Raw genomic sequence first — 22,789 nt, forward strand, 5'->3', positions numbered from 1 at the left:
TCGTCGATACCAGACTTCCCGCATCGTCTATTAAAGTAGGTATCGACTGGGCCCCAGTAGCTCAGGGGATAGAGCACTTCTCTCCTAAAGAAGGTGTCGTAGGTTCGAATCCTATCTGGGGCACGTACACATCCCGTACCGGCGCACGCCAGGACGAGAGGTTAAAGGTTTGGAGCCAACAGTCATTGCTCACATGGAAGAGCGGCTTGGCCGTATTCGCGGTTCCGTGCCGGGGTCTCGCCATGCGCATTGGACTGTGGTGTTCTCGGAGGTTCCTGCGCGGTTGGCGTCCCGCATGCCAGTAGCGTTCAAGGCGCAGCGTCTTTCTGCGGTGTGGTCTGTGGGGTTGAGTTTTGTTCCCCTCGTGTCTCCGCAAACGCGCCATAAACTGCGGTTGGAGCTTTTTACTCTGTGTGATCCGCAGGATAGGTTTGAGGCAGAGCGGGTCATAGGGGCCGTGGCTGAGGCTATTGACACCACGGCTACTCCGGTTCTGCGGGGGCAAGTTATTGGGCCTTTGCCGCCCGACGCGGGAGTTCATGCTGTGTACGCGTCAATGCCGCGGATGTTTGATGATGAGTTTCCAACCTGTCAGACGGAGTACGGTCCGGTGGCAATGGTGTGGCTTTTCCCCATTGGTCCGAGTGAGGAAAAGTTCATTATGTCGGAGGGCTGGCAGGAGTTCGAAAAGAAACTGTTTCGGCGCTTCGACATTGATCCCGCAGACTGGGGTCGCTTGTCCTGCTGTTAAGACGCTACGTGTGCCGTCATCACGCGGTCATGGTGGCTCGCTGAAAGAAAACTGTCCCGGTTACACGAGCGATTGTAGCGTAACCGGGACAGTAGCACGGAGTGTGGAGCGTCTTGAGAGCGGAGCATGCTCCCACTCCGTCCGTACGAGGAACTAGCGTTCGCTCATACGGAAAAGCTTATTGGGGTAGAAGGGGTAGGACTGACCAATGAGCTGGTAGTTGACGTAGTTACCGCTCTTTGTCTGGCCCAGTGTGACGACAAACGGGCGGATGTAGGCAGGACCCACACAGCCCGAGCCCTGCAGGTTCATGTTGGTCACTCGCACAGTGTTCCAACCGGGGCTGTAGCGGAGGAAGTAGAACGGTACCACACTGGTCTGGCCAGGATAGACGCTAGCGGAGAAAGTAGGAACAACCTTTGGCTTAGCAGATACTCCCTTTTCAGAGGTACCGGTGTTCGTGATGATGCGTCCCAGTTCGAGGGTGGCAAAGACTTCTCGGGGTACTTCCGTGGCCAAGAATTTCGCTACCTCTGCACAAGTTGCAGCGCCCGCTCCAGCACTCGCTCCGGTTCCTGCACTGCACTCAGCGCCGGCGATGGCACCCTTGATAGCGGTGCGAACCGACTGCTGCAAAAACTGGCTAATGGGGTAGGTGGTAGCGTGGGTCTTCCACTTGCCGTTCACACTAACGGTGGTATTGGCGTCGATGGAGGTTTTAACTTTAGGGTCGCCCACTCCGCCGAAACAGCCGTACTGTACACCCGCGTAGAAGTATGCGACTCGATAGGACGGATCCACTCGGGTACGCACTTCGAGTGTGACGTCACCATTACGGTCGAGTCCGAAGAGAGCCGAGGAGTTGGTCAGTCCACTCCGGCGGATCGTGGTTTGGACCTTGCCTTTTTCGGGGTTGACGTAGGTGCGCTGCTCCGTGGCAAAGCTGATGTGGCGTTGCAGGAAGGTGGGGAGAAGCGGTTCGAGGTCAGGAGTGCCGGTACCGCGGGCTGCCAGGGCTCCCGCTGTGGGGGTGACTGGTGCGGCAGCGGCGACCGGTACCGTCGTGAGAGCAACTCCGATGGTGGTTGCGAGTGCCGCGACACTGCGGACGGTGTGCCGCATGGTGTGTCGGGGATGAGTTGAGATGGTCATAGCAGGCCTTTAGGGGACGGAATGCCGAGAGGGATGAAGATGCTAGCGAGGGTGTTAACGAAGCGCTTGGCGTAGTCCTGGACGGGTTGCCACTTCTCGCGCACCACTTTTTCGCGATTGCGGGCATCGGTGGCGAGATCCGTTTGCGGCAGGATGGTTGACATCCAGCGCACCGCACCATGAATCGTGAATTTCAGACCTTCCACGGTGTCTGGATTGTGCTTCCCATAGGGGCGGTCCAGCGACGCGGCGGAGGGATTACCAACTTCCGCCATCTTGCGGGCGAGATCGCGGTACGCCTCCTGCTGTGCCTTCTCCCGAGGGGTGAGGGCAACTGGGTACTTATCCTTGGAACCGCGCTTATTCTTCTTCTTGGGAAGGCTGACGGACTGGTCGGGATTGAGACGTGGGAGACGAATCTTGCTTTGCGTCACCCGCTTCAGCGGGTCAGTTTGTTCGGAGAAACGGGCCTTCTTGGGTTTTTTCACCTTGTTGGGGTTAAGCAGCTTCGCACCGTTTTTCGTCTCGGAGCTGGGGGTGGGGTAATGCCGAGGGCTAATAGCGCCGTCGAGATACTCCACGTAGGAGCGGAGGGAGACGTTGCCGGGGCATCCGTCAATAAACATGTGGACATCACGTAGATCAGCCCAACTGGTGCGGTTTCCGCGGAAGGAGAAGCTCGCCAGCGGAACCTTTGCGATGCGTCCAGGCTTGATATTGACGTTGTAGGAAATCTTGTCAGCAAGGCTCACACCTGCCACATAGCCAAACCACAGCTTAGGGCGCAGTAGAGTAACGCCAAGAGACTTCCGATTCTGCTCGAAATCTGGGGCACTGAGGTCCTGTTCGGTGCCGATCCGCGGAGATGGTAGCTGGATTTGCATGGGGAAGGACACCTCGAGCTTGGCTGGCTCGGAGGCGTCGATCTGGCAACCCATGAGGTATCCCACGGTGAGCGTGTGAACAGATCGCTTCGACGAACCCGTCACCTTGGCAAGCCCTTGGAGGCTTACACGGGCTTCGTGGGTGAGGAGGTTCCGGTTCAACGGTGCGGTGCGGTAGATGTGCTCGTTATTCTTTGCGAGAGTTACTTTTTCACCATCTTCAGTGATGACGGTGCGTTCCACGTCGGGGACGGAGTAGCTGGTGCGGGAGTCCTTTACGGCGTTATCTACTTTTTGGCGAAGGGTGGCACCCGGATCGTTTGCCGAGGGGGCAGCGAAGGCGAAAGGAGTAGTGGCCACGCTAGCGCTGAGGAGACTGGCAGCGAGGAGCAAAGAAATGGAAGAGCGTTGCAGCATGGTCGTCCAATCAAGCGAGGGGGGACGCGGAAACGGCCAGCTGTCCTCTCCCTATCGGGACACTGATAGGCAGAGGACGGAGCAACTGAGCTGGCCGTATCCGCTGGCTTTTAGAAGCGGGTGACCTTACCCCACGTGGTGATCTTGGAATCCTCGATGGGGGCCTTGGTCCACAGGGTGATGAAGGACCGCACAGAGGCAAAGCCGAGGCAACCGTCAACGTTGATGGGCTCACCGACGTAGCGGAGGGCACCCTTGTTGCCCTTGACGTCTTTTTCTGCCACTAGGAAGGTGATGATCTGGCCGGGCTTGAGGGTGAACTTAACGTCCGGGCCAAGCGGCACTTCGAGTCCCGCCTTCGGGGTGAGCGTGGTGGTGGCGCCAACGCCACTGATTTCAGCTCCGCCACCGTCTGCACTGCCTTCACCCTTAACGGAGGGCATACCGTTCAAGGCCTGCGCAAGTTCCACGCCGGCGGTGAGTTTGGGAGCGCCGAATTCGAAGGTGGCGCCGTCGGAGACATCAACCATGCAACCGAGCTGGTAGCCAATCATGAGGTGAGCCTTGATGGACTTGCCAGTTGCGCCCTTGATGGTGGCTATGCCCTTGGTATCGAGGAAAGTCTGGTGTGAGAGGATCGACAGATTGTCGGGAAGCTGCAGCTCGAACTTTTCGTGGGAGCGCGTCACATTGAGGGTGAGACCGTCTTCAGTAGTGGTGGTGTAATTGGATCCAGCCTTGTGGATCGGGACGGCGTTAGCCGTGGAGAAGGATGCGCCGAAAAAGGTCATTGTGGCCAGTGCGGAGGCCGTCAAACGGCGAAGCTTCATGGATACTCCTTGGGGAGAAGAACGGGTGGAGCGAATGTTCAATTCTAAGTAAACACTCATCTTAGTTGATGACAAAACTGGAACAAGACGGTCACAGTTGGAATAAAAAAGCTTATTTGACGACGCTTGTTTCCATCGGATTCTCCCGGTAAAAGCACTGTAATACGGTCGTTTTGGTCATTCACTCAGTATTTACCTAATGGTCATTATCCGGTTTATTCGGTCCCCGGCGCATTTCTGCTGTTGGATGATTTTAATGTGACATAACTCCGGTATTTAAGAATTATTGAGATAATTACCGGAATGAATTGGTCGATATTCGATGCCGATGCTTATTGGAGAGGTTGAGCTGTGGTGGTATGTATAACTCTTGAGAACTTGCCAAAATTGGTCGTCCGAGTGTGAACAATTTCTTTTATGGCAGTTTGTGACATTTAACACACCGGCGTGTCTATTGACCAAAGGAGCTCTAGTACACTCAAGGTGTGTACCACGTGAGCGTTATAGGCATTGGAACTGGTGGGGCGGAGGATATTACTCTCTCCGCGATCACTGAAATGCGCCAGTTAGATCTTGTTGTTTTCCTTGACAAAGGCTCTGCCACAGCAGATATGCGTGCATTCCGGCGGGCTCTGCTAAGTCGGCACAGTGTCACTGCCACTGTTCTAGAGCTCCACGACCCTCCACGTGACCGCCACCCGGTGGACTATCAAGAAGAGGTCAAACGGTGGCACCAAGCACGCGCCGATCTCATCAGCGAGGCCCTCCAGCAGGCTCTTCCAGAAGGTGGCAGAGTGGGGTTTCTGGTGTGGGGAGATCCCAGCCTCTACGACTCCACTCTTCGTATTGTGCGTGCCATGGAGGACGAAACACGTATTAGAGTGATTCCCGGTGTCTCCGCTGTCCATTCACTCACAGCGGCTTTTGGGTTAGTAGCCAACGATATTGGTGGCACTATCACCATCACCACCGGACGAAAGCTCTCTTCGCTCGCTCCGATGCAGCGCGAAAATGTTTTCGTCATGCTTGACGGTCGCGATGCCTATTTGGAGGTCGCCACGCCGGATACCTACATTTACTGGGGTGCGTACCTACGCGCGGAGAATGAAGTATTGCGGGAAGGCTACGTAGCAGACGTGGGCCCGGAGATCGCAGCGCTGAAAAAAGAGCTGCACGACCGCAATGGCTGGGTCATGGATACCTATTTGCTGAGGAAAATCCGGTCGTAGGTGAGGAAGCGATAACGCACGCCACTGGTGGAACGTTCCCACTGTGTAGCAGCAATCTCCTGCCAGATCTCGGGGTCGAGCCGTGGCGCGGCAGTGTCCGCACCTGCCACAGTGAGATCAAGTTCAGTCACTTCGCAGCGGTGAGCAATCGGCATAAACTCGCGGTAGATATGCGACCCCCCAATAACCCAGAAGTCGCCCTCATTGGCTAACTCTTCTGCGGTTTCTAGTGCTTCAAGCGGAGAGTGCACCACCTGGGTACCAAGGGCGTCCCACTCCGGGTCACGCGTCAACACGATGTTAGGACGGCCAGGTAGTGGGCGGAAGCGGGGATTGAGAGAATCCCAGGTTACTCGCCCCATAACGACGGGATCTGCGTTGGTGATGTGTTTGAAATGTGCCAAATCTTCCGGAATATGCCAGGGCATCGTCCCGTCACGGCCAATCCACCCATCAATAGACTGTGCCCAGATAAGTCCAATCATTCCTACACCGCCACCGGGGCCTTAATGGCGGGATGATGCTGGTACCCGACAATGTGGACGTCGTCATACTGGTAGTCGAAAATACTGTCCGCTTTGCGCAGCTCGAGCGTGGGGTAGGGGTAGGGGTCTCGGGAGAGCTGTTCCGTCACCTGCTCCACATGGTTGTTGTAGATGTGGCAGTCCCCGCCTGTCCAGATGAAGTCTCCCACGCCCAGTTCTGCCTGCTGCGCCATCATGTGCGTGAGCAGGGAATAGCTGGCGATGTTAAAAGGCACACCCAGAAAGAGGTCAGCCGAGCGTTGGTAGAGCTGGCAGCTGAGCTTATCGTCTGCGACATAGAACTGGAAGAGAGTATGGCAGGGGTAGAGGGCCATCTTCGGCAGCTCCGAGACGTTCCACGCAGACACAATATTGCGGCGTGAGTCCGGGTCGGTACGCAGCAGTTCAAGTGCGGAGCTGATCTGGTCGAGGGTTTCCCCGGTGGGGGTGGGCCAGGAACGCCACTGGGCGCCATAAACTGGCCCTAGGTCGCCGTTTTCGTCTGCCCACTCATCCCAGATGGAGACGCCGTGCTCTTGCAACCAGTGCACGTTAGTGTTGCCCTGTAGGAACCATAACAGTTCGTAGACAATGGATTTCATATGGACCCGCTTGGTCGTAATAAGCGGGAAGCCATCGTCTAGGTGGTAGCGCAATTGCGCCCCGAAGACACTCCGCGTACCGGTGCCAGTTCGGTCCGCTTTTGGCATGCCGTGGTCGAGTACCTCGCGGAGCAGGTCCTCATAGGGCGCGTTGATCATTTATTCTTAGCCTCGAATTCAGCGACAGCTTTAAGAATGTCCCCCGCGATCTCCTTACGGCAGATCAACAGATCGGGGAGGTAGGTATCTTCCTGGTTGTAGACCAGCGGAGAGCCATCGAGACGGGAGCAGTGCAGGCCAGCAGCAAGCGCCACTCCCACGGGGGCGCAGGAATCCCATTCGTACTGTCCGCCGGAGTGAATGTAGGCATCAGCGTCGCCCAGGAGTACGGACATGCCTTTAGCGCCTGCTGAACCCATCGGATGCAGTTCGTAACCGAGAGCTTCTGCCACATAATCTGCACAAGCCGGTGGGCGAGTGCGGGAAATGACGATCTTCTTGGAGTAGGGGCCCGTTACGGCGTGCACGTTAGCGGTGTGCCAGACGCGGTTGAGGTCGGGCATAGCGACGGCAGCTACTACCGGGACGCCGTTTTCAACCAGAGAGATGTGCACGGCCCAGTCCAGACGACCGGTGGAGAACTCGCGGGTGCCATCGAGCGGGTCAATGATCCACACTCGATCCTTGGACAGACGCTCTTCCACCTCATCTGGAGCCTCTTCGGAAAGCATACCGTCGTCGGGACGGTGATTGGCTAGTACGGAGGCGATCCAGCGTTGGGCGAGTTCATCACCTGCTGTCCCGAGTTCATGCCCACGCAGCAGGCCACCGGAGCGGATCCCCTTGAGAATGGCGCCGGCACCAGCGGCAATGCGATGGGCGAGGGTTACGTCGTCAAGTTTGAGACTCATTGCTAATTCCTTCAGTAGCTTGGTTCCCAGTGTAGTGAGAATAGTGGGTGGACGAGGTTACTTCGGTGCGTCAGCACGGAGGGAACGGTAGCGGGAGATGAGGGCAGCCGTGGAGGAATCCACACCGGTGGGGCTGGTACCAGCGTCGCCGGGTACCTCACTAGGGAGAGCAGCATCACCGGTGATGAAGGTGAGTAGGTCGCCAGCCTGTTTCTTGCCGAGTTCAACACCCCACTGGTCGTAGGGGTTGACGCCGTAGATCATGCCCTGTACAAAAACGATGTGCTCGTAGAGGGCGATGAGGGAGCCGACGACTTCGGGCGTGAGGCGTGTAGCGAGGATGGAGGTCGAAGGGCGGTTACCCGGCATGACCTTGTGGTTGACGAGTTCTTCTGGCGTTCCTTCGGCGGCGATCTCGGCAGCGGTCTTGCCGAAGGCTAGCACCTTGGTCTGGGCGAAGAAGTTGCTCATCAGCAGGTCGTGCATAGAGCCGGTGCCGTCTGCGGTGGGCAGATCGTCCAGCGGCTGGGCGACAGCGATGAAGTCGGTGGGGACCAAGCGGGTGCCTTGGTGGAGCAACTGGTAGAAGGCGTGTTGACCATTGGTACCGGGTTCTCCCCAGTAGATCTCTCCAGTGGACGTCGTGACGGGGCTGCCATCTGTACGTACGGACTTCCCGTTCGATTCCATGGTGAGCTGTTGCAAGTAAGCGGGGAAGCGGCTGAGGTCCTGGACGTACGGAAGGACAGCCTTTGCATCCGCGTTGAAGAGCTGGGAGTCGGAGTACCAGATACCTAGGAGACCCATCAGCACGGGTACGTTCTCAGCCAGTGGAGCAGTGCGGAAGTGCTCATCCATGGTATGGAAGCCGTCGAGGAAGCGGAGGAAATTGTCATAGCCGACAACGGTCATGACGGACAGGCCAATCGCAGAATCGACCGAGTAGCGTCCGCCAACCCAATCCCAGAATCCGAACATGTTGGCGGTATCAATGCCGAAGTCTGCGACCTTTTTGGCATTGGTTGAGACAGCCACAAAGTGCTTAGCGATGGCGTCTTCGTCCACCTCTGCACCGGTGATCTCAGCCAGGCCATTCATCAGCCAGCGGCGAGCGGCGGCAGCGTTGGTCATGGTCTCCTGGGTGGTGAACGTCTTGGAAGCGACAATGAAGAGGGTTTCTTCGGGGTTGAGGTCGGCGGTTTTGGCGATCAGATCGGTAGGGTCGATGTTGGAGACGTAGCGGGCGGAGATGCCGGCATCTTGGTAGTGGCGCAGTGCCAGGTCAACCATGACGGGGCCAAGGTCCGAACCGCCGATACCGATGTTGACGACGGTGGTGATGTTCTTGCCAGTGTAACCATTCCACTCCTTGTTGCGGAGGGAATCGGTGAAGCTATGCATACGGTCGAGAACTTCGTGGACGTCGGCCACGATATTGCGGCCATCAACGATGAGTTCCGCATCGCGGGGAAGGCGTAACGCGGTGTGTAGGACAGCGCGATCCTCGGTGCAGTTGATGTGCTCGCCGGAGAACATTGCGTCGCGCTTGGCGGGAATGTTGGCGGCTTCGGCAACGGCGACGAGTTTATCGAGGGTCTCACGGGTGATGCGGTTCTTCGAGAGGTCGAAGGTGAGGTCACCGATCTGGTAGGTCAGTTCAGTACCACGCTGTGGGTCAGCTTGGAAGATGTCACGGAGGTGGAGGTCTTTCACAGCGGCGAAATGTCCGAGCAGGTCATTCCACGCGGGAGTGGTAGTGATGTCGACTGGGGATGCACCGGTCATTGCTTATCTCTCCATTACGTGCTGAACGTTTGCTGATGAGGTTAGATACTTGATCGAAAAAGATCGTGGTGACAGGGATAAATGTAACTATCCCAGATGGCCGCGTCCAAGGCGGAGCAGCAACAGCGCTAACTGATGGCCTTCTTTCCCCAGAACGCTGAAACGCTCGATAACTTTAAGCTCGCGATTATGCACCAACCGGGGGCCGCCGCTCTTCTTCCGAGTCTGACCGATCATCTTAGAAATCTCAGTACGACGTTGAATGGACTCGAGAATAGTGCGATCTAGCTGGTCGATTTCTTTCCGCAGCTCATTGATCTCAGCAGCACTCAACACATCGCTAGCGCCAGTGGGATCCCCATGAAGAACTTCGTCTGTTGACTCATCAATAGGAGAGACCTGATCGTGTGATTCATGAGTGGTATCTGCCATAACTCCATTATTCCACGGAAAGAGCAAAGGGCCCGTGTCACAGTAGCAAGCTACATTCCAGTAGATTGGAGGACGATATGAGTGACATGACTGCTGATCCCTTTTCCTTCGACCGGACTACTCCCACCTCTCCGACACAGAGTGAAGCAAGCAGCGCGTCCACGCCAGATGCGCCGCTAGGGCTTTTTAACCTGCCCACTGATGACAACAACCCCGTCCCCGACACCGCCGCCGCTCCCTCGACACCAGCTGCCGCGGTATCTGGTGCTTCCCGCACCGCCCATATGGGGCGGCGCCCCCGGCGGGATCCGCAGGCAGCTGAACACCTACTCGAGGGGCTCAATCCCCAACAGCAGCAAGCCGTCCAACATAGTGGCACCCCACTCCTCATCGTGGCTGGAGCCGGTTCCGGTAAAACGACTGTTCTCACCCGCCGTATCGCGTATGTGCTCGAAACGCAGCCGGTCCGCGCCTCCCAGATTCTGGCGATTACCTTCACCAACAAAGCCGCTGCCGAAATGCGGGAGCGAGTTCAGCACATCGTTGGGACGGAAGCGACCTACATGTGGGTCTCGACATTCCACTCCATGTGCGTCCGAATTCTGCGTGCCCAGGCGGCACAGCTCGAGGTGGTCAACAGCAACTTCACCATCTACGATGCTGATGATGCCAAGCGGCTCCTCACCATGATCGTCAAGGACCTCAACCTCGACCCAAAGAAATACGCTCCCAAGGCGCTGTCAAACCGGATATCACACTGGAAAAACGAGCTTATTGATGCCGAGACGGCGGCAGCCGACGCTCACGAAGGACACTTCGACAAAGTTGCCTCCGAGGTCTATGGCATCTACCAAGCTCGTCTGCGCGCCGCCAATGCCTTCGATTTCGATGATCTCATTGGGGAAACCGTCGCCCTCCTGGAATCCCATCCGGCGATTGCGCAGTACTACCAGCGTCGATTCCGACATGTACTGGTCGACGAGTACCAAGATACGAACCATGCCCAATACATGCTGGTGCGGGCACTGGTGGGGGATGGCTCTAACGGGGTTGAACCCGCCGAACTGTGTGTAGTGGGCGACGCCGACCAGTCGATTTATGCCTTCCGTGGAGCGACTATCCGCAACATCGTGGAATTCGAGCGGGATTTCACCAACGCCACCACCATTTTGCTCGAGCAAAACTACCGTTCGACCCAGAACATTTTGTCGGCAGCCAATGCCGTTATCGACAACAATGCAGGCCGTCGCAAAAAGAACCTCTGGACTGCTGCGGGTGATGGTCCCCTCATCGACCTCTACGTGGCAGATAACGAGCATGATGAAGCCCGCTTCATTGGTAGTGAAATTGACAAGCTCCACGATGAGGGAATGTCCTACAGCGATATGGCGGTGTTCTACCGTACTAACAACGGATCGCGTCCTCTGGAAGATGCCTTTATTCGCACCGGGTTACCGTACAAGGTAGTGGGAGGCACCCGCTTCTACGAGCGTATGGAAGTCCGCGACATTGTCGCCTATTTGAAGGTGGTGGAGAACCCCGCGGATACGGTGAGCTTGCGTCGTATCATCAACACTCCGCGACGTGGTATTGGGGACCGTGCGATTAGCTGCCTCGCGATGTTTGCCGAACAGCAGGGGGTGTCGCTCTGGGAGGCATGCTGCCGTGCGCAGAACGGTACCGTTCCCTTCCTCAACTCGCGGGCAGAGAATGCCATTGCGGCCTTTGTCTCACTCATCACCGGTATCCAAGACCATAATGCCGGCGCAGAACATACTGCAGGTGCGGACTCCCTTCCTGATCTGGGGGAACTTGTGGAGTTGGTGATTGACCGGTCTGGGTATCGGGCAAGTTTGGAAGGTTCTAACGACCCCCAAGATCAGGCCCGTCTCGACAACCTCAACGAACTAGTGTCTGTGGCGCACGAATTCTCTGCCGATGCGGCGTCGTTGCGGGCGCTGGAGGAATCGTTTGCACAGGATAACGCCAACGGCATTAGTGAGGAGACCGTGGCGGAGGGCACGGAGGGGCTGGCTGCCCCCGGATCACTTGCCGCATTCTTGGAACGTGTTTCGCTCACCTCGGACACGGATCAGATTCCTGATGAAGATGACGGCATGATTACCCTCATGACACTGCACTCGGCTAAGGGACTGGAATTCCCGGTTGTTTTCATCACCGGGTGGGAGGACGGGATGTTCCCGCATATGAGGGCGCTCGCCGACGACACTGAGCTGTCTGAGGAACGTCGCCTGGCCTATGTCGGAATTACTCGTGCCAAGAGGAAGCTCTACTTGACCCGTGCGGTTGTCCGTTCCAGTTGGGGGCAGCCGCAGTCCAATCCGCAGTCTCGCTTCCTGGAAGAGATTCCTGCACATCTGCTCAACGTGTTGCGGGAGGCCCCCGAGTTTGATGACGACGATGATTGGAGTTACGGTTCGTCCGGTCGCTCGTGGGGAGCGGGGGGTGGTTCCCAGTGGGGTGCGGGCAACCGCAGTTGGGGTACCGGTAGTCGGGAGGGAAAGTCTTCTGCGCAGCACGCTGGGCGGGGCGGTGGCTCCCGCAGCGGGCGTTACGGCGATGTCCAGAAACGTTGGGGCAGCCCGGTGGAGACCCGTCGTGTGGCGCCAAAAACTGCGAGTCCTCGCCATAGCTCTGTCATTAGCGTGGAGAAAGGGGATCGCGTTGTGCACGACAAGTATGGCCTGGGAAAGGTCATGGAAGTGACTGGGGTAGGCCCCAGTGCCACCGCATTGGTGGACTTCGGCTCGTCTGGGGTGGTGCGCCTTATGCTGGTCGCGGCACCGATCGAAAAGCTCTAACCTTGGGATAGCGACAGCCCCGCAGTGCCATGCTGCGGGGCTGAACTTTAGGGTAAAAGTTTTAGAAGTGGAGGCCGAAGCGGGCGAGCCACGGGATGGGGTCGACCTTGCGCTTCCCATCGGGCCATATTTCGAAGTGGAGGTGGGTACCGGTAGAGAAACCGGCGGAGCCCATTCCGGCGATCTTTTGCCCTGCCTTGACCTTCTGGCCTTTGGAGACGTAGAGGTCGTACATGTGGCCGTAAACGGAGATGGCACCGTTGTTGTGCTGAATTCGAATCCAGTTTCCGTAACCAGCGGCGGGGCCGGCATCGATAACAATGCCGGCGGCGATAGCGTGGATGGGGGTACCAGCAGCATTGGCAATATCAATGCCGCCGTGGAAGGCGCCCCAGCGCGAGCCGAATCCGGAGGTGATGATGCCGATGGCGGGTAGCACTACGGTGGGGCGGCGGGAGGCTATCTCTGCTGCCATGCGACGGGACTGTGCGGCACCGGCTACTTGCAGCTGGCTGGCAAAGCCGGAAAGCGCATCGGTGTCGGTGGTGTTTGCGATAACGGGGGTGAGGGAGGAATCCTGACCAATAACATTGCCCGCGAGCTCAATGGATTCGCTGCGGATGCTGGTGTTGTTAGAGGCGAGTGCGGAGGTGACACCAGCGGTGGTCATAGCGCCCGCGGCGAGAGCAATAGCAACAGTGCCGCCTGAAATAGGCTTCACCGAAGCGCGATGGCGGGGAAGCCTCGTTGCTTCTGCGCCTTCACTCTTTCGCTGTCCGCTCACGAGCGTCCTTCCTCTGGGCATTACGTCCGGCAACCTAGCAGACGTGACCGCTTCGTTACCCAATGGTTATTAGACTAGATGATAACGAAACTTGTTACAAGAGTTATTCCAACAGGTTTTGGCGGAATTTTGTGAATTTGGGGGTCGATAAGCTGTATGGGTGAACCTCATCCACCACGAACAGTGCAAAAATACAGGTCAAGAGCAATTTTGTAGAGTTTTAATAAGAACGAATCATTCAAGAGAAAGTTCTGGAATACCCCTATTTGGGGGTGTTTTAATAAGGAAATCTGCATTGAACCGACGAGTGACGATTGTTACTAATGTGACACAATGATCGCTGTCAGAGAGCGCTTTCTGTTATCAAAACTAAGAATATAACTGAGAGATTTTTAACTATAAAGATTCTTGATGCTTTTCCCCAGGTCACTACAGGGCACTCAAGGATGCCGGGACGAAGTTGGCTGCTATTCGCTCAGATTCCCCGTAAACTTCTAGGCAAGCGCCATGCAACGGCAGTGATCACCAAGGTACGGACTAGTTGCCGACTCGGCCTGGCCTACCTTCGAGCGAGAAGCGATGGACGGATGGACCTTTACGAGCATCAAGCCAAAGAACTCTTTGACCGATACGGAGTTCCCACACTCCGCGGCACCGTAGTAACCACCCCCGAAGAAGCGGCTGCAGCGGCAGAATCCATGGAACTCCCAGTTGTCGTCAAAGCCCAAGTAAAAGTTGGTGGCCGTGGCAAAGCTGGGGGTGTGAAGCTCGCCCGGACGAGAGAGGACGTGGTTGCCCACGCAGAAGCGATCCTCGGCATGGATATTAAAGGTCACACCGTCCACAAAGTGCTCATCGATCCCGGCGTTGATATCGCGGAAGAATACTACATGTCCTTCCTCATCGACCGCTCCAACCGCTCCTACCTTGCCATGTGCTCGGTAGCAGGCGGTATAGATATCGAAACCGTCGCAAAAGAACAGCCAGAGGCACTTGCCAAGATCTCGATCGACCCGGACAAAGGCGTCGACCTCGCGCGTGCTCGTGACATTGCGGAACAAGGCCATCTCCCCGCCGACATTCTCGACGCCGCCGCTCTCACCATTGAAAAGCTCTATCGGGTGTTCGACGACGCAGACGCCAGCTTGGTGGAAGTCAACCCCATGGTACGGACAGGTGACGGACGGGTCCTCGCCATCGACGGAAAAGTCACCCTCGATGACAACTCCGAAGGCCGCCACCGCGATCTTTTCGCCGAATACCGGGACAATTCCACCGCAGATCCCCGTGAACTAGCCGCCAAAGAGGTGGGACTTAACTACGTCAAACTCGACGGCACCGTCGGCATTATCGGTAATGGGGCCGGCCTCGTCATGTCGACTCTAGACGTCGTCGCCTACGCAGGCGAAGCCTACGAGAATGTGCGACCTGCCAACTTCCTCGACATCGGGGGTGGTGCATCCGCCGCCGTGATGGAAGCGGGTCTTCGTATCATTATGGAAGACCCCCAGGTAGAAGCCGTCTTCGTTAACGTCTTTGGGGGTATAACCTCCTGTATCGAAGTTGCCAACGGTATCCTCCAGGCACTGGAGCAGTTGGGGGACTGCCTCACCAAACCGCTGGTTGTGCGACTCGACGGCAATGAAGTCGCACCCGCTCGCGAGATCCTCGACAATGCCCAGCATCCTCTCATCACCACAGCTGGTGACATGGATGAAGGTGCCGCCACAGTAGCCCGCATTACCGCCAACCGCCTCGGCCAACTCGACGCAGAGAAGTAGGGGGAGAAGAGCCACAATGTCTATCTTCGTGAACAAGGACAGCCGCATTGTCGTCCAGGGGATGACTGGGCGGGAGGGGATGAAGCACACCACCCGTATGCTGGCCGCAGGCACCAACATTGTCGCCGGCGTCAACCCTCGCAAAGCGGGAACCAGCGTCCACTTCGATAACGTCAATAAAGATGTGCCTGTGTTCGGCACGGTGAAAGAAGCAATGGAGGCGACGGGCGCCAATGTATCCGTCATCTTTGTGCCAGCTCTTTACACCAAGGGCGCCATGCTGGAAGCTATCGATGCAGAGATCCCCGTTCTCGTCACCATCACGGAAGGTATACCTGTTCACGACGCAGCTACAGCCTGGGCACATAATGTTTCCCATGGCCGGCATACCCGCATGATCGGCCCAAACTGCCCCGGTATTGTGACCCCCGGAGAAACCAACATTGGTATTACCCCAGACGGCATTACTAACCCTGGCCCTATTGGCTTGGTGTCGAAGTCGGGAACACTGACGTATCAGCTCATGGCTGAAGTAGCGGAAATCGGCATCTCCACCGCTCTCGGAATTGGTGGCGACCCCATCCCTGGAACGACTCACATAGACGCCTTGCAAGCCTTTCAGGACGACCCCGACACAGAACTGATCGTGATGATCGGTGAGATTGGTGGCGATGCCGAAGAGAAGGCTGCCGAATACATCAAGGAGCACGTGACGAAGCCGGTTATCGGCTACGTGGCTGGCTTCACCGCACCAGAGGGAAAGACCATGGGCCACGCTGGGGCCATTGTCTCTGGCTCCTCCGGTACAGCGCAGGCTAAGAAGGACGCTCTCGAAGCTGCTGGCGTACAAGTCGGCAAAACTCCCTCAGAGACCGCTCGCCTGGCCCGCGAAGCTTACGCAAACCTGCATAATGGGTAGGTGACTTTTACCGCCGATCGGGGAGGAGACGTCTGTGGCCAGTAAGAAGTCTGGCGTCGTCGGGCGTCTCCGCCACGTGCGTGTACCGACGTTCCCCGGTACACGCAAAGGTGCCATTCGCCCCGCAATTTTCCCCCCAGTGGCGCTGTTTGGCGCCCTGATGGTGGTCTGCGGAGTCGTTGTCGCCCTCACCGATATGGATGCAGTGCACTGGTGGCCCCTTACCTTTTCTCTATGGATGGCGGTCTTCCACGTCCCCTTTACAGGTATAGGCCCCACGGGCTTCATCACAGTGCTCGGGTTTCTCCCGCTACTGCCCACCCTGCTCTACACCGCTGCTCTAGCGTGGACCGCACGGCACTTCACCACTGACGATTCCCCCGCCGACACACAGCTCTTCAGCGTTGTCTCGATCGTCACCCCACTAGTGATGTCGGGTATTGGGTGGGGGAGCATGTGGGGACTGCGACACATAGTGTTCATTCAGCCCCCTCATCCTGCGGTGATGGTTGCCCTCATCCTTCTCACCACACTGGTCGGTCTCATCGTGGGGCTGCGGGGACGCGTCCTCCACCTCATCCCGCACGCCACCGACTCTTTCCCAGCATGGGGCACAGCCGGATTCCAGATAGCCGGGCAGTTTCTCCTCACCATGCTCACCGCCGGTGCGGTAGCCGGCGTGATTGCGTTGCTGGCGCACTGGAGACTCATTGGTCAAGTACTGCTCTATGGAAACTCTGCCGCAGGAATCCTCGCATTCGGGCTCTTCAGCCTCCTGTATCTGCCGAATATGATGATTGCGGCGGCCATCATATTGGCAGGTGGAGGAATCCAGATTGGCGGATCGCAGACTAGCCTCTACACAACTCACCTAGAGCAGCTTCCTGCCTTCCCACTTTTTGCCGCATTACCCCAACATGATGCACAATCCTGGTGGCTCGTCTTTCTCGTTATCCCGATCATTGCCACGGTGGTGGTAGCCCGCCGCACTCTCGGACGTGCGGTAGGGGAGCGACTCCGCGCTATCGCCTTCGCCGTACCCACCACCGCAGCTTTTGCCGCAGTCGGCGCATGGTTCGCGGGCGGGCAGATTGGTGTGATGGGTTCAGTCCGCATGTCAGAAGCTCTGACGGGTCTCATACTTGCAGCCTGGTTGGGCATCCTTGGTGCGGTGACGGTATTCCTCCAGCGGGGAGAAGGAGTGGCGAGCGTGAAAGTGGCTCGAGCGGAACGCCGGGCGGCACGTGCAGCACAGGCCGTTGTTGCCGAGGACACCGTAGTGGAAGAAGATACTGCTGCCGCGGGAGAGGACCTTGCAGAGGACGAGACTGTAGTCGACGATGCCGCAGTAATTGATGCTGCAGTGGATGATAGGAGTACCTCAGAAGAAGAGAGTATGGCAGTACTGGATGACGCTGGTACTGCGGACAATACCGAGGTCAACGGGCGTACAGAAGATACCCACGTTAGCACTGCGGGCAGCTCTAACGTCAGTGCAGATGCGCAGACCGATGAGGACACCGATGCGACAGAAGATCCAGTTGCCGCAGTAGAGCCACAAAAAACTGCATCTGAGAACGATGACGCAGCTCAGTAACCCTCTCAGGTAGGGAAAACGGAGGGCAACGGACTACACTACAGGTATTGAACTTAGTGAGCGTTTTGGAGTGTCTGCCGTGGATCCAGCATCCTCTCACCACAAACTTCGTCTTGTCGTTCTCGTCTCTGGCGTAGGTTCCCTCATGAACTCAGTGGTGGAGGCTACCCACGACCCAGCATATCCAGCAGAAATCGTGGCTGTGGGGGCGGATAGGCCCTGTGCGGGGCTAGAGCGTGCGGCAGCAGCAGGCCTGGAGACTTTCTTGGTCAATTTTGCGGACTATGACAATCGTGACGATTGGGATTCCGCATTGGCCGACGCCATCAGTGCCTACCAGCCTGATCTCGTTATCTCCGCCGGTTTCATGCGCATTACCGGAAAGAACGTGTTGAGTGAGTTCGGGGGACGTTTCATCAACACACATCCCGCTCTACTACCTGCGTTTAAAGGTGCGCACGCAGTGGAAGACGCACTAGCCTACGGTGTGAAATACACCGGTTCCTCTATTCACCTTGTAGATGAAGGTGTTGATACCGGCCCACTGCTTGCCCAAGAGCCGGTTCCCGTACTGCCCGACGACACCGTCGAGGCACTCCATGACCGCATCAAAATTGTGGAACGACGACTGCTCTGTGACGTCATCGCAGACATCGCCACCAATGGCCCATCAGCCCGCGTGACCCGTACACAATAATCACAGTAGAAGAGGGAAATCAGTGTCTGATTCTCGTAAGCCCATCAAGCGCGCTCTGGTCAGTGTCTATGACAAGACCGGACTCGAAGAACTTGCCAAGGGACTGCATGAGGCCGGTGTAGAGATCGTCTCTACCGGCTCTACCGCAAGCCGTATCGCCGACGCTGGTGTACCCGTCACCCCCGTCGACGAATTGACTGGCTTCCCCGAGTGTCTCGAAGGCCGCGTTAAGACCCTTCACCCACGTGTCCATGCCGGCATCCTGGCAGACACCCGTAAAGCCGAGCACATGGCTCAGCTTGCCGAACTCGGCGTCGAAGCATTCCAGCTGGTCATTGTCAATCTTTACCCCTTCGAAGCTACGGTAGCATCCGGTGCCCCCTTCGATGCCTGCGTTGAGCAGATCGACATCGGCGGCCCCTCCATGGTGCGCGCTGCCGCTAAGAACCACCCGTCCGTTGCCGTCGTCGTTGATCCGGCCCGCTATGGTGACATTCTTACCGCAGTGAAGGAGGGCGGGTTCACTCTCGCACAGCGCACCGAGCTTGCCGCCGATGCCTTCCGTCACACCGCTTCCTACGATGTCGCTGTTGCTTCCTGGTTTGGCAAGCAGCTCGGAGAGAAGGCCGCTGCCGCTGCCGAAACCGATGACGAGAAGCGTGAAGCTGAATTCCCCGTCTGGGAAGGCGCCACCTTCGTCCGCGGCGACGTGCTCCGCTACGGTGAAAACCCGCACCAATCTGCTGCCCTGTACCTGGATAACGCCCACCCGGGAATTGCCCAGGCAAAGCAGCTGCACGGCAAGGCTATGAGCTACAACAACTACATGGATGCTGACGCCGCCTGGCGCTCCGCGCACGACCATGAGGGCATCTGCGTCGCCGTTATCAAGCACGCCAACCCGTGCGGCATTGCCGTCTCCACCGAATCAGTTGCTGACGCTTACCGTAAGGCACACGCTTGCGACCCGGTATCTGCCTTCGGTGGCATTATCGCCTCTAACACTGAGGTGTCCTGCGAGATGGCCAAGGACGTTGTTAACGTTTTTACTGAAGCCATCCTGGCACCGTCCTACGAAGATGGCGCCGTAGAGATTCTCTCCCAGAAGAAGAATCTGCGCATTATGCAGGTCCCTGAGTGTGAGGCTCCCTTCTACGACTTCCGCCAGGTGACCGGTGGTGTGCTCCTCATGGAACGCGACCGCGTCGATGTTGACGGCGACTACGCTAAGAACTGGGAGTTGGCTGCCGGTGAACCCGCCGACGAAGCCACTCTGCAAGATCTCGAATTCGCCTGGCGTACCTGCCGTTCCGTTAAGTCCAATGCCATTCTGGTGGCGAAGGATGGCGCTACGGTCGGTGTTGGTATGGGGCAGGTCAACCGTGTTGATGCGGCCAAACTGGCTGTTGAGCGCGCAGGTGAGCGCGTGGTCGGCTCTGTAGCTGCCTCCGATGCTTTCTTCCCCTTCGCCGACGGTTTCGAGGTGCTTGCCGAAGCCGGCGTGAAGGCAGTTGTCCAGCCGGGTGGTTCCATCCGTGACAACGAGGTGATTGAAGCTGCTAAGGCCGCCGGCGTCACTATGTACTTGACCGGCTGCCGCCACTTCGCGCATTAAACCACCGGGTCTGCAAAGACCTACTAGACGCAACATCAAATGCTCCCCACTGCGGTGTTTCGCGGTGGGGAGCATTTGTTTCGTCAGGAAAAGAGAGTGCTACACGGGCAGTAGTAGCGCAGAGATCACCAGAATCGCAGGGATCGCCAAAAGTGTTGAGATGAAGCCGGCATCTCGAGCTAGATAGCGAGCGGTGTTATAACGCGATGCGAAAATATAGACGTTGACGGCGGTGGGGAGGGCCGCACAGACGGTGACGGCGAACAGTGTGTGTGGATCTAAACCGAGGGCATAACGGCCGAACGCCCAGGCAATGAGTGGCATTACGGCGGTTTTCAGCAGGACAGCCAATGCGACATCACGGCGTGGTGTGGTCCCCTTCTCCATCACCTTCACTCCGTAGAAGGAATGGCCGAATCCGAGTAGGCCACACGGGACAGCAGCCTGACCGATGAGGTGAAGAGGCTCACTGACAATAGTGGGGGGAGTCCAGTGCCCCAGCGCGAAGATGAGCCCTGCAAAACCGAAGATGACCATCGGATTTTTGAGCGGCTGGAGAAGCTGCTGCCAGGTGGACTGCTCGGAGTGATCGAGCACCAAATGGTCGAGTAGCGCTAGTGCAATGGGGCAGAGCAGGATGGTCTGGAAAAGCAGGATCGGCACAAATGCGGTGGGATCGTGGATGACGTACAGTGCAATGGGAATACCCAAGTTCGCGGAATTGACATAGCCGGCGGCGAGACCGCCGATCACGAGTTCTGCCGGCTTCCGCTTTAGCCAGAGCCGAGCGATCACAATGAAGATGAGGGATGCCGCGGCATTGGCGAAGATAGCCACGCTGAGGTGGGCAGAAAACACCACTTTCAGATCAGCTTTGATGATGGTGTCGAAGAGTAGTGCTGGTGTGGCAATCCAGAAACAAGTGTTGTTGAGGCCTTGCGCCATTTCCTCAGAGAGGATCCCGAGCCGCGCTAGTAGATAGCCGATAAAGATGATGATGGCTATAACGCCAAAGCCGTGGAAGACAGCAAGCACAGGCGTTTTCTCCTTTCGGCAGGGAAGCGGTTGCGTAAGGCGAGGGGAGTGTCGTCACCAGCAGTGTGCTGCGTGCGCTCTCTTTTGAGTCTAGGCAACGGGAAAGCAAAGAAAAAATGAGTCCGAATTGGAGGGACTGGAGGATAAAAGAAAGTGGCCGTACCTTGGCGGTACGGCCACTTTCTGCTGTTCGAACGTATCAGTTCACGCCGGTTTAGCGGCTGGTGAACGGAAGAAGAGCCATTTCGCGGGCGTTCTTCACGGCGACAGCAACTTCGCGCTGCTGCTGCGGGGTGAGACCGGTGACGCGACGGCTACGGATCTTGCCGCGATCAGAGATGAACTGACGAAGCAGGTTGACGTCCTTGTAGTCAACGTGCTCAACACCTGCGGCGACGAGAGGGTTCTTCTTAGGACGACGACCCTGCTCAGCGCGGTGCTTCTTGTTATAGTTGCGCTTCATAGCCATGGGTTACCTCACCAACTCGACTTGCTGATACCAGGCAGCTCACCATCGTGAGCCATCTTGCGGAGACGGACACGAGACACGCCAAACTTACGCAGGTAGCCACGGGGGCGGCCGTCAGCGGCGTCGCGGTTGCGAACGCGGATCGGGCTGGCGTCACGCGGCATCTTGTTGAGCTTGGACTGGGCCTCCATGCGCTCGTCATCAGAGCTGTTCGGAGAGGAAATGATGCGCTTCAGTTCCTGACGGCGTTCCGCGTAGCGGGCAACCATAGCTTTGCGCTGCTCGTTCTTAGCGATCTTGGACTTCTTAGCCATTCTTATCGCTCCTCGCGGAATTCAACGTGCTTACGGACGACGGGATCGTACTTCTTGATGGTGAGACGATCGGGATCGTTACGGCGGTTCTTGCGAGTTACGTAGGTGTAACCGGTACCGGCCGTCGACTTTAACTTGATGATGGGGCGAATTTCGTTACGTGCCATTAGATACGTTCTCCCTGTGCGCGCAGTCGAGCCACAACAGCCTCAATTCCATCACGGTCGATGGTCTTGATGCCCTTAGTGGAGACCGAGAGGGTGACGTACCGGTCCTCCGAGGGGAGGTAGTAACGACGCCGCTGAATGTTCGGGTTCCACCGACGGTTAGTGCGCCGGTGCGAGTGCGAAACGGACTTGCCGAAACTCGGCTTCCGTCCCGTTACTTGGCAATGCGCCGACATTGGCGTTCTTTCTCCTTCCGCCCATCCTTATTCGGCATCCGATTGGACGGTCGGAAGAACCGGGGTGGGCGCTGACATACGTATAGACAACAGCAGACGTCTACGTTACCCGGGGAACCCCCATTTTGGCAATTTGATCTTTCTTACATCGTGCCGCTCTGCTGATGTCTGTCGTGGTGGTACCGCCAGTTGTCCTCGGTTGGAGAAAGCTGCAGGCCACCGTTATACTTGGAGAGTTGCTGAAGAAGACCAATGCTGCTGGTCACCGCTACTACGGGCCTCTCGAGATGGCGCTCTGGGGGTGACTGCAATGCCAGCTGGATTTCTTTCCTGCGCCTTTCACTAGTAGTATTGGGCAGTCGCACATTCTGCGGGCTTCTCCGTAGAACTGCATATTTGCCGCGAGGCACTCACAACGCTTGAGTTGTAGAAGCCGCCCGCCGAGCCGCTGCGCCAGCTCCCCACTGTTTGAGCAGTGAGGCTGGAGCTGGGTTCGCAGCATAACTAGACCACAAACACCATCTACAAGGGACGATCAATGAAGAAGGATATTCACCCCGACTACCACCCGGTGGTTTTCCAGGATGCGAGCACCGGTACCAAGTTCATCACCCGCTCCACTGCGACCTCCGACCGCACCATTGAGTGGGAGGATGGCAATACCTACCCGTTGCTCGTCGTCGATGTGACCTCCGAGTCTCACCCGTTCTGGACTGGCGCTCAGCGCGTCATGGACACTGCCGGCCGCGTGGAGAAGTTCCAGCGTCGCTACGGCAAGCGTATCCCCAAGTCGTCTAAGAAGTAGTTCGCGCTTCTTTACCAAGATTAAGGATCTG

General features: G+C 57.3%; 23 protein-coding genes and 1 tRNA gene. 10 read left to right on the forward strand and 14 right to left on the reverse strand.

Annotation, left to right across the window (positions count from 1 at the left end; all coding sequences use genetic code 11):
• The first annotated feature begins 50 nt into the window (after nt 1-50).
• Together Q0X28_RS06935 and Q0X28_RS06940 are read left to right on the forward strand one after the other, a co-directional pair.
• Nucleotides 51-123, forward strand: a tRNA-Arg gene (locus Q0X28_RS06935).
• Nucleotides 124-193: 70 nt separating this feature from the next.
• The gene (locus tag Q0X28_RS06940; RefSeq protein ID WP_296239746.1) at nt 194-751 is read left to right on the forward strand and encodes a suppressor of fused domain protein; all 558 of its coding nucleotides are present in this window, start codon (nt 194-196) and stop codon (nt 749-751) included.
• A 153-nt stretch (nt 752-904) separates the two neighbouring features.
• On the opposite strand, the gene Q0X28_RS06945 is transcribed toward Q0X28_RS06940, so the two are convergent.
• The 3 genes from Q0X28_RS06945 to Q0X28_RS06955 all read right to left on the reverse strand — a co-directional run bounded on the left by Q0X28_RS06945 (nt 905) and on the right by Q0X28_RS06955 (nt 4,034).
• Nucleotides 905-1,903, reverse strand: coding sequence for an MspA family porin (locus tag Q0X28_RS06945; RefSeq protein ID WP_296239747.1), 999 nt, complete (start codon nt 1,901-1,903; stop codon nt 905-907).
• Nucleotides 1,900-3,204, reverse strand: coding sequence for an MspA family porin (locus tag Q0X28_RS06950; RefSeq protein WP_298577234.1), 1,305 nt, complete (start codon nt 3,202-3,204; stop codon nt 1,900-1,902). The genes Q0X28_RS06945 and Q0X28_RS06950 overlap by 4 nt, the downstream gene beginning before the upstream one ends.
• 110 nt (nt 3,205-3,314) lie before the next feature.
• Nucleotides 3,315-4,034 carry an MspA family porin gene (locus tag Q0X28_RS06955; protein WP_296239800.1) on the reverse strand — a complete coding sequence of 240 codons (720 nt, stop codon included), beginning with the start codon at nt 4,032-4,034 and terminating at the stop codon, nt 3,315-3,317.
• 494 nt (nt 4,035-4,528) lie between these two features.
• On the opposite strand from Q0X28_RS06955, the gene cobF reads away from it, so the two are divergent.
• Nucleotides 4,529-5,263, forward strand: coding sequence for a precorrin-6A synthase (deacetylating) (cobF, locus tag Q0X28_RS06960; protein WP_367270677.1), 735 nt, complete (start codon nt 4,529-4,531; stop codon nt 5,261-5,263).
• On the opposite strand, the gene Q0X28_RS06965 is transcribed toward cobF, so the two are convergent.
• From Q0X28_RS06965 to Q0X28_RS06985, 5 genes are all read right to left on the reverse strand, one after another.
• Nucleotides 5,236-5,748 (reverse strand): dihydrofolate reductase, encoded by a 513-nt coding sequence (locus Q0X28_RS06965; RefSeq protein ID WP_298577238.1) that lies wholly within the window; start codon nt 5,746-5,748, stop codon nt 5,236-5,238. The two genes, cobF and Q0X28_RS06965, sit on opposite strands and share 28 nt — an antisense overlap.
• A gap of 2 nt (nt 5,749-5,750) precedes the next feature.
• Nucleotides 5,751-6,548 carry a thymidylate synthase gene (locus tag Q0X28_RS06970; protein WP_296239804.1) on the reverse strand — a complete coding sequence of 266 codons (798 nt, stop codon included), beginning with the start codon at nt 6,546-6,548 and terminating at the stop codon, nt 5,751-5,753.
• Entirely contained in the window at nt 6,545-7,300 is a 756-nt protein-coding gene (locus Q0X28_RS06975; RefSeq protein WP_298577241.1) for a 3'(2'),5'-bisphosphate nucleotidase CysQ, read from the reverse strand. The genes Q0X28_RS06970 and Q0X28_RS06975 overlap by 4 nt, the downstream gene beginning before the upstream one ends.
• Before the next feature lie 57 nt (nt 7,301-7,357).
• Nucleotides 7,358-9,085 carry a glucose-6-phosphate isomerase gene (gene pgi / locus Q0X28_RS06980; protein ID WP_298577242.1) on the reverse strand — a complete coding sequence of 576 codons (1,728 nt, stop codon included), beginning with the start codon at nt 9,083-9,085 and terminating at the stop codon, nt 7,358-7,360.
• Between the two features lie 87 nt (nt 9,086-9,172).
• Entirely contained in the window at nt 9,173-9,517 is a 345-nt protein-coding gene (locus tag Q0X28_RS06985) for a chorismate mutase (protein WP_296239807.1), read from the reverse strand.
• Between the two features lie 284 nt (nt 9,518-9,801).
• Here Q0X28_RS06985 and Q0X28_RS06990 point away from each other — a divergent pair, with 284 nt between their 5' ends.
• Nucleotides 9,802-12,339, forward strand: a complete 2,538-nt coding sequence (locus Q0X28_RS06990) for a UvrD-helicase domain-containing protein (RefSeq protein ID WP_296239821.1) — start codon at nt 9,802-9,804, stop codon at nt 12,337-12,339.
• 61 nt (nt 12,340-12,400) lie between these two features.
• Here Q0X28_RS06990 and Q0X28_RS06995 read toward each other — a convergent pair whose 3' ends face one another.
• Nucleotides 12,401-13,123: a M23 family metallopeptidase gene (locus tag Q0X28_RS06995; protein ID WP_298577244.1), complete on the reverse strand. Its 723-nt coding sequence runs from the start codon at nt 13,121-13,123 to the stop codon at nt 12,401-12,403.
• Nucleotides 13,124-13,677: 554 nt separating this feature from the next.
• Between Q0X28_RS06995 and sucC the strand changes: the two genes are divergently transcribed.
• The 5 genes from sucC (at nt 13,678) to purH (ending at nt 19,732) form a co-directional block, all read left to right on the forward strand.
• Nucleotides 13,678-14,904 (forward strand): ADP-forming succinate--CoA ligase subunit beta, encoded by a 1,227-nt coding sequence (sucC, locus tag Q0X28_RS07000; protein WP_296239822.1) that lies wholly within the window; start codon nt 13,678-13,680, stop codon nt 14,902-14,904.
• 16 nt (nt 14,905-14,920) lie between these two features.
• On the forward strand, nt 14,921-15,823 hold the full coding sequence (sucD, locus tag Q0X28_RS07005; RefSeq protein ID WP_296239811.1) for a succinate--CoA ligase subunit alpha: 903 nt from the start codon (nt 14,921-14,923) through the stop codon (nt 15,821-15,823).
• A 34-nt stretch (nt 15,824-15,857) separates the two neighbouring features.
• Nucleotides 15,858-17,420: a DUF6350 family protein gene (locus tag Q0X28_RS07010; protein WP_298577246.1), complete on the forward strand. Its 1,563-nt coding sequence runs from the start codon at nt 15,858-15,860 to the stop codon at nt 17,418-17,420.
• Between the two features lie 79 nt (nt 17,421-17,499).
• Nucleotides 17,500-18,117, forward strand: coding sequence for a phosphoribosylglycinamide formyltransferase (gene purN, locus Q0X28_RS07015; protein WP_296239814.1), 618 nt, complete (start codon nt 17,500-17,502; stop codon nt 18,115-18,117).
• A gap of 22 nt (nt 18,118-18,139) precedes the next feature.
• A complete protein-coding gene (purH, locus tag Q0X28_RS07020) occupies nt 18,140-19,732 on the forward strand; it encodes a bifunctional phosphoribosylaminoimidazolecarboxamide formyltransferase/IMP cyclohydrolase (RefSeq protein ID WP_298577249.1) in 1,593 nt (530 codons plus the stop codon).
• Between the two features lie 99 nt (nt 19,733-19,831).
• On the opposite strand, the gene Q0X28_RS07025 is transcribed toward purH, so the two are convergent.
• The 5 genes from Q0X28_RS07025 to rpmB form a co-directional block, all read right to left on the reverse strand.
• Entirely contained in the window at nt 19,832-20,767 is a 936-nt protein-coding gene (locus Q0X28_RS07025) for an AEC family transporter (protein WP_296239816.1), read from the reverse strand.
• Between the two features lie 214 nt (nt 20,768-20,981).
• On the reverse strand, nt 20,982-21,236 hold the full coding sequence (gene rpsR, locus Q0X28_RS07030; protein WP_053961628.1) for a 30S ribosomal protein S18: 255 nt from the start codon (nt 21,234-21,236) through the stop codon (nt 20,982-20,984).
• Between the two features lie 8 nt (nt 21,237-21,244).
• Complete coding sequence (gene rpsN / locus Q0X28_RS07035) at nt 21,245-21,550, reverse strand: 30S ribosomal protein S14 (protein ID WP_298577251.1); 306 nt, start codon at nt 21,548-21,550, stop codon at nt 21,245-21,247.
• 2 nt (nt 21,551-21,552) lie between these two features.
• Nucleotides 21,553-21,717 carry a 50S ribosomal protein L33 gene (gene rpmG, locus Q0X28_RS07040; protein WP_296239819.1) on the reverse strand — a complete coding sequence of 55 codons (165 nt, stop codon included), beginning with the start codon at nt 21,715-21,717 and terminating at the stop codon, nt 21,553-21,555.
• Entirely contained in the window at nt 21,717-21,953 is a 237-nt protein-coding gene (rpmB, locus tag Q0X28_RS07045) for a 50S ribosomal protein L28 (RefSeq protein WP_053961625.1), read from the reverse strand. Before rpmB ends, rpmG begins: the two co-directional genes overlap by 1 nt.
• Before the next feature lie 538 nt (nt 21,954-22,491).
• Between rpmB and Q0X28_RS07050 the strand changes: the two genes are divergently transcribed.
• Nucleotides 22,492-22,758 (forward strand): type B 50S ribosomal protein L31, encoded by a 267-nt coding sequence (locus Q0X28_RS07050; protein WP_053961624.1) that lies wholly within the window; start codon nt 22,492-22,494, stop codon nt 22,756-22,758.
• Nucleotides 22,759-22,789: the final 31 nt, after the last annotated feature.

The organism is uncultured Lawsonella sp. (assembly GCF_947252745.1).
GTDB lineage: Bacteria > Actinomycetota > Actinomycetes > Mycobacteriales > Mycobacteriaceae > Lawsonella.